Origin of the sequence: Hahella sp. CCB-MM4 (genome assembly GCF_002260525.1) — a bacterium.
In the GTDB taxonomy this organism is placed as follows: Bacteria; Pseudomonadota; Gammaproteobacteria; order Pseudomonadales; family Oleiphilaceae; genus Hahella.
On the sequence record NZ_MRYI01000013.1, the window covers coordinates 168,644 to 181,156 of the forward strand.

Sequence of the window (12,513 nt, forward strand, 5' to 3'; positions counted from 1 at the left end):
GACAGTCCTCTATCCAGCTATCTGGCCAATCCCTTTTCGAATGCGTACCGGATAATTCCAAGAGAGCTCTGGGCACCAATCTTCTGCATGATATTGCGCTTATGGCTTTCCACGGTTCTAACGCTGATATTCAACTCCCTTGCCAGGTGTTTGTTACTTAATCCGTTGGCAATCAGGCATACGATCCTGGTTTCACGATCGGTCAGAAAGCGGCCGTTGGGATGGCAACTGAACTCATGAAGAACCGAGAGCGCTATCTCACAAAAGGCTGTTTTTCCGTGGTAGACACGCTTAATGGCGCTGATAAGATCCTGGCCATTGATATCTTTCAGCAGGTATCCCATTGCTCCACCGCGAATGAGGTCCAATATGCCCTCGGGATCGTCGCTGATACAGAGAAAGATGAACCGTACCTGATCCATTTTTGCAGTGACGGATTCAAGCACGGCTAACCCTGGTTTATCCGGGGTGCTGGGGTCCATAATGACGATATCCGGCATTGCACTACGAATAAGTTCAAGTGCCCTGCTCCCGGATTCGGTTTCTCCAACAATATATATGTCCTGATCCAGATCGATCCTTGCAGCCAGCCCTTCCCGGAAAATAGGGTGGTGATCAACAAGAAGTACTTTAATCATCCTGTGACCCCGTATTTTTCGATGAATAGGTAGCGGCCACCAATGGTTCGGCATATCGGCGACCGCCAGATGGTGTGTGAGTGTCTATAGATAACGTTGAATCAAAGGTGCTCGAATGATTCGCCGTCTAAGCAGACTCACAACGATTGAAATTCAACCTCTGGGTTGACTATTGAGGTATGCCTGATCTGAAATTCGGGTCCACCGGCGGGCCTTCCATTGGAAACGGGATTGGGAATCCAGAATTTCCTTGGCAAGGGGATCCTGTCCAGCCCGTACTTTGAGTAATTCTTCCGTAACATCGTACATGGCTTCAATCACCTTGGGAGGAAAGGTACGGATCTTGACGCCGGGGTATTCCACCTGGATGGTGGACCAGTTCTGAGCACTTTCATAGGTTGACTGCACGTACATATCAAACGCCGCTGTACGCATGGCAACTTTGAGTATCTTCTGCAGATGCCCGGGCAGGCGGTTCCAGCTGTCATTATTAATGAGAAACTGCAGCTCAGTACCAGGCTCGTGCCACCCGGTGTAGTAGTAGGGGGCAATTTCATGAAACCTCATCCCCAGATCAAGAGATGGTCCGACCCACTCCAACGCATCAATCTGTCCTTCCTTCATGGCTGCATATAACTCGTTCGGGGCGATATTCACCGGCTCGACACCAAGCTTCTGCAACACCTCACCGGCAAAGCCCGGCACTCGCATCCTAACGCCCTGAAAATCTTCCAGTGAATTAATTTCCTTACGAAACCAGCCACCCATCTGATTGCCGGTATTTCCTCCAGGGAAAGAAAGCAAATGGTGTTTACCGTATACTTTCTGCATCAGCTCCATGCCACCGCCATGATAGAACCAGGCATATTGCTCCTGAGCCAGCATCCCAAAAGGTAAGGTGGTAAAAAAGAGGGTATTGGGATCAATGTCCTTCCAATAGTATGAGGCGGAATGCCCCATGTCGTATTTGCCGTCTTTCACCATATCAAAGATGCCGAATGGCTGGTGATGCTGATCAGCAGAAGTAATCTCGATGATCAGTTGGCCATCCGACAGCTCTTTCACCATTTGCGCAAAATTTGCGGTTGTTTCGGCAAATATTGGGGCTTTCTGCGTCCAGGACTGGGCCAGGGAAAGCTTATATACCGTCGGTTCAGGCGCTTTATTAGAGACAGGCACATCAGAAGCGATGGCTTTAGAAGTGGAATCATTGCAGCCGGATAATAAGACCGCAATCAACACAGAGAGAATTAACGCATTCAGTTTGCCAACTTGCACGGGATACATATACGACCTACCTGTTTATATTTATTTTTTAGATTCAGTCGAATCACGTTTTTGTCATTCGCAGCTCATGGTCACAATTCGAGCAGCCAGGAACAATCCGTATGAATGACCAAAATTTGCGCAGGAAGTACTTAGAAGGATGTTTGGGGAGGGTAGGTATTTGTACCTAGGTAGCTGTGGAGCAACGAGCGCCTGAAGGACTTATGTCAAGAATTCAGCAGTACGTAGTTTTTGCCAGCTTAGGGGCTTTTAGCAATAACCAGCTTAAAGGCTTTTAACAGCAGCAGCCTGATTCAAACACAGAAGCGCTTGCCAATCTAACCACTTTTTACCAAATGACATCAGACTACTCCTATTAGCTCTTAGTCCAATCCAACTCATCCCTATCCCTTTCAGCCTTTCCTCTCATAACTCAGTTCGAATCTCCCCCCCTGGCCTAAGTGCAAACCCTGATTAGGTTTGCGTGCATTAACGGATGCCTGAGCAGCCCCATGTCGGATCAACCTAAAAAAAGCTCCCGGCACAGTCGACCGATGACTGATTGCCGGAAGCTTTGACTGACTGGCGACCATCTCTGGTAGCCGGCACAAGCATAACTCTCTGACAGGAACAAAACATGAATAATATCCCTGCCATTTTTCTTCTGGGCAGCATGGCCTGTGCAACCTCCGCTCACTCCACACTGGTCGTTGATCTGCCCAACGATGCCAAACTGAGTTTTGGAGGCTATTTCAAACTCGATCTTCGTCATGTCAATGGTGACCTGGCATACCGGGACTTCTGGATCAGTAACAACGCCCCGGCAGAAGATACCGAAGAGACCCGGCTGAATATCAGAGAATCACGTTTCAATATTCACTATGATCAAGGGGACCTCCAAGGAACTCTCGAGTGGGACTTCTATGATGATCAGCAACCTGTTGGCGCAACGGAGAGTGTAACAGGCGGACATTCTCTCAGACTCAGACATGCATTTTTCAAATACGAAGACTGGCTGCTGGGACAGACATGGTCCACATTTATGCCTTTGGCCAGTATTCCAGAGGCCCTGGATTTTGGTGGGCCGCATGTTGCCCAAACCTTTGTGCGTCAATCACAGATCAGATATTCCCGGGACAGCCTGGAACTTGCCCTGGAAAATCCTTCCACTTTCAGCGGTGAAAGCCAGACTATTCCAGATGCAGTCGCCAGATATACCTTCAAAGGAACCTGGGGGCAGATAGGTGTAGCCGCCCTGCTCCGCAGTATGGAAGATTCAAATAACGATGGTGGCGCAGACGGTTTACAGCTCGGATACAACCTCCACGGAAAAATCAGTACCTTCGGAAAAGATGATTTTCGCTTTTCCTACAACGGCGGAGCTCAGGGACGTTATACTGGCCCCGGTGCCAATATTGCGGATACCGCAGACGCCCATGGAGATATTCTCGATACAGAAGCCTACACGGCCGCTTACCGCCATTTCTGGACTGATTCCTTGCGCAGCAGTTTATACTACGGCCACATTGAGATTGACGACACAAGCGTCGACAGGTCTCATTGGGCAGTTAACCTGCTGCAGGATATCAGGCCCGGCTTCACTGTAGGGGGGGAGTTCGGGAACTACGAAACAGAATCAGGCGACGACGATTATCTGCAATTTTCCGCTAAATATAGCTTTTAGGCTAATTGTTAACCCCTCCTCCAATTTGGCAAGCTATGCCAGCTTGCCATTTCTGGCAGGAGCGTAGTCAAATTGAGAAGTATAAAAACAATGAAAAGCCCAGATGTACGCACCATCAAATACTGCCTGGTATTTCTGTTCATGATGATTGCCGGAAATGCAGTGTCCGATCCTCTGGACTCCAAGCCTTTGGATTCCAAGTCTTTGGATTCCAGCCCCCTGAAGATCGGTATTATAGAAGCCGCACCCTGGGCTTATCTTGAAGGCTCTTCCTACACCCCGAAAGGATCTCTAGTCCTTTACGCCAGACAGCTATTCAATCAGCTTCAGATTAAGCACAAAATTCTGGTCCTTCCAAGCAAACGTCTCAACTATATGGCCGAAAAGGGTCAGTTGGATATTGCCATTGCCCTGGACGATGGGCGTATCCATCATTACATGAATCCAGTGAAGCTTCTTGAGTCTGTTGAAATATTAGCCCTGAGCCTGCGGGAGGACAGCCCTATTGAGCTGGAACTGACCAATCGCCCTCTGGATGTCATGCATGGCTATAAGACGGATCAGGATCAGCATAGCGTTTCTGTCGATATTAACAGTGCAGAGCAACTGTTTGCCTTGTTTGATGCCAAACGTATAGATAGTGGCTTCGGTTTAAAGCCCTTGCTGATGTATGGAGCCAACAACCGTCATCATGATCTGCAGTTGCGGCAAGCCCAGCCTGTTGGCTACGCCGATATCGTGATCTGGTCCAATCCTCATATAACAATGGAAATTTCGAGAAAGGTCAGGCCTCTGTCGCTATCCCTGAATATTTAATGAACGCAGTAAAGCTCATACTCCCTGAAGCATAACGATGCACCAAAGTGGAAACTACCTACTTATTTCCAGCACCATTCAAATGCAATCTGTCATGACCTGATCCGCACCGTTAGTGTGCAATCTGATAATTCATCAATCCAGTCATCAGCACAGCTCAAAATCACAACGACATTACTTCTCATATATCAGCAACTTATAAAACAATTACAATTCCTAACCAAGGCCATACATTAATTTTCCCAACTTGGTTCGCATTCTGCTTTGGCTAATCGACACGTCACATTCGGAGAGCCATCCGCCCCGACATAACAATAATCAGCGAATGTCCGTGAACGTTTAACATCAACGGAGAGAACCATGTTCAAACTCGACTATGGCAAATACAAAGGAATCATAATATCAGTGGCATTATTCCTGTTGTTGGATGCCTCGGTATTGATGCTTAACTTCTATATCTCATTCGAAATTGCCGAAGACGCCAATAGCGTCAATCTGGCAGGACGTCAGCGTATGTTGTCACAAAGGATGGTGAAGTCTCTCTATGACTTCAAAGAATCCCTGGGAGAGATAGACGAAGAACAGCGAGCTTTAACAGAGCTCAAGCTTACCTATAACCTTTTTGACCGCACGTTAACGGCGTTTGCCGAGGGAGGCACAACGACCGGTGCAGATAACCAGAATGTTTCACTGGAACAGATCACCACTGCCAACGGAGCAGAGGCTTTAAAAACAGCCCAGGATATCTGGACTCCCTATTCCAGCAGATTCCAGGAAATATTTAGCCGGTATGACCAGGGCATCAATGATGAACAGATGCAGGTATTGCTGGCGGATCTGATGATCTACGCCAAGGCCAACAACCTGGAGCTGTTGAAGCTCATGAACATACTCACTGTGGATCTGGAGCAATACGCCGCTTCCAAAGCGACCCGTCTGCGAATGATTCAAACCGTGGGAATTTCCCTCGCGGTTCTTAACTTTCTGCTCATCATGTTCCACTTTCTGCGTCAGTTACGTGAAAGCGACGTGAAAATTGAAGCCGCGCGCAAAGAGACCACAGATATTCTCAATACAGTGAACGAAGGATTATTCCTGATCAGACCTGATATGACCGTGGGGCTCCAGCACTCCCGTCAACTGCTCGATATTTTTGGCATCGATTCAGTTGCGGCTCAACCTGTCGAGAGACTACTGAAAGATATAATCAGTGAAAAAGACCTTAAAACCGCGATGGGTTTTATCGAATTGTTGTTTAACGACAGAATCAAGGAAAAGTTAACAGGAGACCTTAACCCACTCCAGGGTATAGAGGTCAATATTGCCGATCAAAGCGGCCGTTATCATACAAAATATCTTAATTTTGATTTTGCCCGGGTGTCCAACCAGGGAGTCATCGACGAAATACTGGTGACAGTGACGGACATTACCCAACAGGTCAACCTTGAGAAAGAGCTGGCCGCCAGTAAAGCCAGCAGCGAACAGCAGATGGAGATGCTGACCAGCATCCTCCACGCCAACCCTTCAGTCTTAAAGGCCTTCGTACAGGAAGCCTATAAAAACTTCGAAAGAATCAATGATGAACTAAAACGCCCCGAGAAAGGCCAATACCAGTATTTGGATAAAATTCAGGCCATATTCACCATCATCCATAAATTTAAGGGAGAGGCCAGCGCCCTGAATCTGGATCGGTTTGCGGCGATGGCTCACGACTTCGAAACCTCGCTGACGAATCTGCGTAACCGGGATAAACTGACCGGGAATGATTTTCTTGATCTCGCGGTGCAATTGGACAAGCTTTTCAGCTATACCGATGCAGTCCAGCAATTGGTAGAGCGTCTTGCCCAGTTCAGTGAGTCCCGAAAGTCTGACAAAGCCAGTCTCCTGCAAAGTGAGAGAAACTGGGATCACCTCAGCCACCTGGTACAGACTATCTCCACCCGGCAAGGCAAGAAGATTCAATTGGCCACTTGTGGGCTCAACGAGAACCTGCTGGACGATGACATGGCCAACATGATCAATAACATCTGTATTCAGTTTCTGCGCAATGCGGTCTCTCACGGCATTGAGTCTCCACTAGAACGTCAGAGACAAAGGAAATCACCCACAGGTCGAATCGATATTCGCCTGGTCAATCTCAATAGCGGAGATATCGAACTGACCGTGGAAGATGATGGCCAGGGTATCGACTGCAATGTCCTGCGCCAGAAAGCACTTGAATCGGGGCGCTGGTCTCCGGACTTGGTAAACAGCTGGTCCAACCGTCAGTTGATAGGGCTGATATTCAAGCCTGGATTTTCAACAGCCGAGAAGCTTTCCGAAGATGCCGGCCGAGGCATTGGCATGGATGTCATCAAACAACAGATTCAAGGTGCCGGCGGTAAACTCAGCGTTGCCCATAGAAGCGGACGATTCTGCCGCTTTACCGTGACGATACCTCAAACAATTTCTGCTCAGGTCGCGGCCTGAATCAGGGTGATAGCAGTGGAGGAACTATGCTGAAACTGATGATTGTGGATGATTCCAATATCATCCGCCGGAAAATCGAGAGGGCCCAGCAAGGCTCACACATTCAAGTGGTCGCAACAGCCCGAAACGGGAACGATGCCCTGGCAGAGTTTAAAAAGCATCAGCCGGACGTGGTTACCATGGACCTGACCATGCCGGAGATGGATGGTATCGAATGTATTGAGGAACTGATGAAGCTCAATCCGGAAACGCTGATTCTGGTCATCTCGGCCCTATCAGACAAAGCCACAGGCATCGAAGCTTTACATAAAGGCGCTCGCGGCTTTCTGTGCAAACCATTCGACGAAGAAAAATTGGGTAATGCTTTAAAGGAATTAACGGAGGGATTACATGTCTGAGGCTACTTTACAGGTATTTATCGACGGCGTTGTCAGATACTTTGAACACACCTCAGACAAAGAGGTCAAACTCGGCACCCCATATCTGATCGATAACAACGCACCAGCCGCCTTTGATTATACCGGGATCATCGGCGTTTCCGGACCATACAGGGGGTGTGTCTATTTTACCGCCCCTCGCGCGTTACTCCGTCACCTGCTGCTCAGCCTGGGAGAACCAGAAACCGGTACCGAAAACATGATCGATCTGGTAGGAGAAGTCGCCAACACCATATCGGGAAATGCCCGCAGTGAGTTTGGCAACGAATTCATGATATCAGTCCCGGTGGTGGTACAGGGAGCGCCGGATAGCATCCACTTGCCGAAAAGCCTTCGATCCTATGTGATTCCAGTGTATTGGAAAGCCTACAGCGCAGCGGTTGTGATTTCATTGACGAGCTACTAAGTCTTCCTCTCTACAAACGACAAGAGCGGCTCATCTGCCGCTCTTTTTCATGCAAATCAATATTGGAAAGTTGCCATTACCGGATAATGATCTGACAGGTCTGTCGTGTACCCGTCATGCCAGTATGACCCGCTGCAAAGATCCCACCAGCCGCGCAGGTACGACCAATACCATGCGGTTGGAGACTTCAATGCAACGACCTGCATTTCTGCACTATTAGTCGGCTGCAAGTGGTCCGTGCGTGACATGACATAGTCCAGGGTGTCGTCATAGCACATGTCGTAACCGAAATAATAGTTGTAAGCACGGGACATCCAGTTATCTTCAGGATAGGAGCCGAAGCCCTGAGTATTAGGAAAATTCAGTGACGCATTACTATGGGATTGCATGTCGTTGATCTGAGAGGTCAGGCTGAAATCCACATTCATATCGCCCGCCAGAATCACAGGCTCACTAGTCGGTACTGACAGGCCATCCACCCAGGTACGGATTTCATCAAGCTGTCCCATGCGAACGTTGTGTTCCTCATCTGCACTACCGTCATGGGTTGCCTGCAAATGGGTGCCGACGACATGATATACATAGCCGTCTTTTTCGATACTCACATATGCAGCGCCCTTGTTCGCCTGATAATCCCAGGATCCCTTCAGGCTGGCGTAGAAAATATGCTGGTGCTGCGAAATGATGGGCCATTTACTGGCAATGACGACCCCGCCCCGAATGACAAACGGGCTATTGGAACAGTTTCCAGTGGTGGAATCCCATCCTCCTCCACTGCAGCTCAAACCCACAACCGGCGTCAAATATGGGTAAACATCGTCGAGCGACTGCAAGGTGTTATAGGCATCGTCGGTAAATACTTCACTGAAGGCGATAACGTCAGGGGTTTGCGGCATTGCACGAATGGCATCTCCCAAATGCGCCAGACGTTGTGTCTGATCCCAGTCCTGAACCGGTAACTGCATGATGTTATATCCCATCACCGTCAGATCCGGACGTTCAGCCCAAGCTTGTGACGCCGCGCTCACCAACACGGCAAATCCCATCAGAATTTTAGATAACAGATTCATTCGATCCATCTCCGTTGATTTATTATGGTCTAGACCAATCATTATTATTTATCATCTTTGTCTGCTCACTTAATAAACAGACAACTGGTATATACCAGATAGGAGATCACTTTACAGTGTTCATATTTCACATTTGTGTCGAATTTATGATCTTTTTGGTGAAAGTTTCGCCTGTGTCACTTTTTGAGCACAAAAAAAGCAACAAATAGACACGTGATTGCAATGCGAATTGAAAGACTGTTTGGAGTTACAAAGGAAGGGAGATGAACTAAAAAATAGATAATTTGATGACTAAAGAATGGTCTATCATGTTGGTTCAACGGCCTGATTATAAAGCTGGAATCAGGTTATTTGTTGCCTATATTTTGCTATCAGGAATAAGCCGCATCAGTTATTTATTCTGCTGACTTCGTTAAGCGCACTCCATCAACAACCATCACCCACTGATTGTCTTCCTGATGAGGCGGCTCACTGACTTGAAAAGTTGTTGAGAAGGGACCAATTCCAACGTCAAAATTATCCCCATGAAACTCTTTCAAAGGTGCATTGATGGAAACACTTCCACCATCTTTAAGCCTCTTATAATCAACTGTTCCATCAGCCAGTATCAGCAGGTACATCTCCCTGCTTTGCCACTCTCCAGCGTAATGAAGCCTGTCAGTGGGTATTGGATCGCTACATCCGACCAGGAAAACCATCAATAATACCGGCATCCATTTCTTTAGCATGTTGTTTCCCATAGTTTCCGACATGGTTATGAATAATTGCTGTTGCAGCTTTCATACATAAGATTTAAGCCGAAGGCGAATATTCTCGCAACACGAATTGGTGCAGTCTTGTCTATGGGGGTTGCTGACCTCTTAACGACAATGGTATTGCAAAAGCAGTCTCTGATAGCACGGCGCTCTTTTACAACAGTAATGAAGAACAAGTCGGTTAAGAAGTTTACGGGGCCAAGTAGCCAAAACAGTAGCCGCAAAGTCATTCTCATTTGTCCTGGACGACTTCCGAAAATGGTCTCAATTCGGGTGTTTGTCAGGCGTTGCCCTATAGATCCGAAACTGGAAGCTTTCATGGTCGTCAGGTAAAAATACGCGAGAGCTAAAGAGAAATATGAACAATATAGGTCGTCATAATATTCATGGTTATTTGCCCAGACATCCAACTTAAATCCAACAAAAACCAAACTCCATACGATGAAAAGATCCACCAGCAAGGTTAAGAGACGACGCCAGAATCCAGCATAATCTTCTTCCTCGTATACAACCCCAACAACCTTTTGCATATATTTCACTACTCTATGACTTTACCTGATATCGATTTCTAAAAGTCCCTCCCAATATCCCCTTTTTAACGGGGATGCCAGCTTGTGCTGGATGCTAGATTCAAATCAAAGGACTGAAAAGGTGCATGACGTTTTCAACAAAGCGCTTACGGAGGCTTCTCTGTTCCCATGCTTCCGCATCGAGAGGAATGGAGTCCTGAATATATCCTTCAACAATTTCCTTTAGAACCTCTGTGGTTTGACTATCATACACGATCAGGGTCATTTCAAAGTTCAACCACAGGCTTCGCAGATCCATATTCACCGTGCCGAAAAAAGAGAGCTTACCGTCAATGAGTACACACTTGGTATGCAGCAGTCCCTGGTCATACTGGAAGATTCTGACGCCGGCCTGGAGCAGCTCTTCAAAATAAGAACGACTGGCGTATCTTACCAGAAATGAATCCACTCGCTTTGGCAGAATCAGACTAACCTTAACTCCCCGTCTGGCGGCAATTCTAAGCGCCTGGGACAACACCTCCCCTGGCACAAAGTATGGCGTCACAATCAGGATTTCATGTTTTGCGGAATAGATGGCCTGGAGAAGAGAGTTAAGGATGCTCTCCTTTTCAACGTCAGGGCCAGAAGGGGCCGCCTGAATCACAGCTGCCGAATCATTGGGTTCAATGGTCGCAGGAGAGAGCGGCAGCCGATCGCCAGCCTCAATGTTCCAATACCATCGATAGACCCCATCAATCACCCGCACTGAGGGGCCTTCAATGCGGGCCATGACATCAATCCATTCCCCGACTCCCTGGTCCTGCTTGAAATAGCGGGGATCAATCAGATTGAAACTGCCTATGTAGCCGACCTTGCCATCAATCACCATCATTTTGCGGTGATTACGTAAGTCATATCGCGCCAATCGCCAGGGGATAAAACCAATTGGACACGCTTTGATCACAGGTATCTGATGTTTACGTAACAATCGGGAGAGATGAGAACGGAAAAAGGTCTGACTGCCCACCGCATCGAGCATCACCCGGCACACAACCCCCCGTTCCTTGGCTCTAACCAGCGCATCTGCCACCAAGTCAGCATTCCCGCCGGGGTGCCATATATAAAATTCCAGGTGGCAATATTCGGTGGCCCGGTCAATATCGGCCACCATGGCATGAATGGTATCTTCTGCGTGACTCAGGAACTGAATGGTATTCCCCCCAATCGCCGGGAGCCCTGTCGTACTCAGTTCATAGTTGGCAAGTGCCTGACCACCATTATGAATACGATCCAAAAGCCGGACCTGCAAAGCTTCTCCATCCATTTTGACCTGCTGATAGGAAGACAAAAGACTCTCCTGTCGGCGGCGTCTTTTAGATCCCAGGTAGCGCTCTCCAAAAAGGATATACAGTCCGACTCCCACATAGGGAAACAATAAAAGAATAATCAGCCAGGACAACGATGCCCCTACGGGCAAACGCTTCATGATCACTCGGCCGGTAAATATGATGACCAGAAGGAAGTTTCCCCACACCAGCAACAAGCCGATCAATGAGGCCAGGAAAGCAATATCCATCTGTAGATTATCAAGCGCCGGCAACAGTGAACTCCTTTAAACTATCGGGGAGTTCACTATACACACTCATCGGGAAGTTTTGATCCCCTTAATTTTTTGGAGGCAGACCTATCCCATTTAATCTTCGGTATGAGCCTGTTTGGAGTCTTCCGGCGCTTCTGCACGAGCATACATGCCATAGTCGCGGACGACCTCAGCCACTCGCAGGCGATAATGAGAAAATAACTCTTTCCGGCCTTTTTTCTGGGCCTGCCGATGAGCCTCCAGGTTACGCCACTGCTGGATCGCCTCCTCATCGCGCCAGAATGAAAGAGAGAGCACCCTACCTGGCTGACTCAAACTCTCAAATCGCTCGATAGAGACAAAGCCTTCAATTTCCTGAAGTAGAGGGCGTAGTTCCCCTGCCTCATCCAGATAACGTCCTGTCATACCCTCATGGGGCTCCAGTTCGAAGATGACGGCTAACATGTCACATTCCCTCCCAATCAGATCTTTGGCCCATGATTGCACTCTGATTCAGGGTACCTTCCACAATTTCAACAAAAGTGCGTTCCTCTCGCAGGATAAAACGCTGCTGCTGGGCCATGGCAAAGTTTCCACTGCCGGCCTCATCAGCTCTGAGGCGTTTGCGATACCTTTCATAATCGGCCAGTGAATCAAAACGAATTAGCCCCCAGGCAATATCGTTGGTCCCTTCTGAGGGGAGAAAATAACCAAGCAGATCACCCCCACACCGGGGAATGATGCGGCCCCAATTTTCTGCATACGCTCTAAAAGCTTCTCTTTGAAAGGGATCAATCTGGTAACGGATCATACAGACTATCGACATCGGGATTTTCTCCTGTTTGGAATGTGACGACATTCTGTACTGTCGACATAACCTGATG

13 protein-coding genes are annotated in these 12,513 nt (G+C 48.0%); 5 read left to right on the plus strand and 8 right to left on the minus strand.

The annotated features are described in order from the left end of the window. Window positions 1–17: 17 nt before the first annotated feature. Window positions 18–638, minus strand: coding sequence for a response regulator transcription factor (locus BTA51_RS20310; protein WP_168188236.1), 621 nt, complete (start codon window positions 636–638; stop codon window positions 18–20). 153 nt (window positions 639–791) lie between these two features. Beyond that, window positions 792–1,925, minus strand: coding sequence for a TRAP transporter substrate-binding protein (locus BTA51_RS20315; protein ID WP_094710636.1), 1,134 nt, complete (start codon window positions 1,923–1,925; stop codon window positions 792–794). Window positions 1,926–2,541: 616 nt separating this feature from the next. Between BTA51_RS20315 and BTA51_RS20320 the strand changes: the two genes are divergently transcribed. The 5 genes from BTA51_RS20320 to BTA51_RS20340 all read left to right on the plus strand — a co-directional run bounded on the left by BTA51_RS20320 (window position 2,542) and on the right by BTA51_RS20340 (window position 7,716). After that, complete coding sequence (locus BTA51_RS20320; RefSeq protein ID WP_094710638.1) at window positions 2,542–3,588, plus strand: DcaP family trimeric outer membrane transporter; 1,047 nt, start codon at window positions 2,542–2,544, stop codon at window positions 3,586–3,588. 90 nt (window positions 3,589–3,678) lie between these two features. After that, window positions 3,679–4,404 carry a hypothetical protein gene (locus tag BTA51_RS20325; protein WP_094710640.1) on the plus strand — a complete coding sequence of 242 codons (726 nt, stop codon included), beginning with the start codon at window positions 3,679–3,681 and terminating at the stop codon, window positions 4,402–4,404. A 360-nt stretch (window positions 4,405–4,764) separates the two neighbouring features. Then, window positions 4,765–6,873: an ATP-binding protein gene (locus BTA51_RS20330; RefSeq protein WP_094710642.1), complete on the plus strand. Its 2,109-nt coding sequence runs from the start codon at window positions 4,765–4,767 to the stop codon at window positions 6,871–6,873. A gap of 26 nt (window positions 6,874–6,899) precedes the next feature. Beyond that, a complete protein-coding gene (locus BTA51_RS20335) occupies window positions 6,900–7,271 on the plus strand; it encodes a response regulator (RefSeq protein WP_094710644.1) in 372 nt (123 codons plus the stop codon). After that, window positions 7,264–7,716, plus strand: a complete 453-nt coding sequence (locus BTA51_RS20340) for a chemotaxis protein CheX (RefSeq protein WP_094710646.1) — start codon at window positions 7,264–7,266, stop codon at window positions 7,714–7,716. Before BTA51_RS20335 ends, BTA51_RS20340 begins: the two co-directional genes overlap by 8 nt. Before the next feature lie 56 nt (window positions 7,717–7,772). Here BTA51_RS20340 and BTA51_RS20345 read toward each other — a convergent pair whose 3' ends face one another. From BTA51_RS20345 to BTA51_RS20370, 6 genes are all read right to left on the minus strand, one after another. Then, on the minus strand, window positions 7,773–8,786 hold the full coding sequence (locus BTA51_RS20345; RefSeq protein ID WP_094710648.1) for a sphingomyelin phosphodiesterase: 1,014 nt from the start codon (window positions 8,784–8,786) through the stop codon (window positions 7,773–7,775). A gap of 395 nt (window positions 8,787–9,181) precedes the next feature. Beyond that, window positions 9,182–9,514, minus strand: coding sequence for a hypothetical protein (locus BTA51_RS20350; RefSeq protein WP_094710719.1), 333 nt, complete (start codon window positions 9,512–9,514; stop codon window positions 9,182–9,184). Window positions 9,515–9,540: 26 nt separating this feature from the next. Further along, window positions 9,541–10,071: an RDD family protein gene (locus tag BTA51_RS20355; RefSeq protein WP_094710650.1), complete on the minus strand. Its 531-nt coding sequence runs from the start codon at window positions 10,069–10,071 to the stop codon at window positions 9,541–9,543. Between the two features lie 100 nt (window positions 10,072–10,171). Further along, on the minus strand, window positions 10,172–11,650 hold the full coding sequence (cls, locus tag BTA51_RS20360) for a cardiolipin synthase (protein WP_094710652.1): 1,479 nt from the start codon (window positions 11,648–11,650) through the stop codon (window positions 10,172–10,174). Window positions 11,651–11,743: 93 nt separating this feature from the next. After that, complete coding sequence (locus BTA51_RS20365) at window positions 11,744–12,094, minus strand: antibiotic biosynthesis monooxygenase (RefSeq protein ID WP_094710654.1); 351 nt, start codon at window positions 12,092–12,094, stop codon at window positions 11,744–11,746. A 1-nt stretch (window position 12,095) separates the two neighbouring features. Continuing rightward, window positions 12,096–12,455: an NIPSNAP family protein gene (locus BTA51_RS20370; RefSeq protein WP_094710656.1), complete on the minus strand. Its 360-nt coding sequence runs from the start codon at window positions 12,453–12,455 to the stop codon at window positions 12,096–12,098. Between the last annotated feature and the right edge of the window lie 58 nt (window positions 12,456–12,513).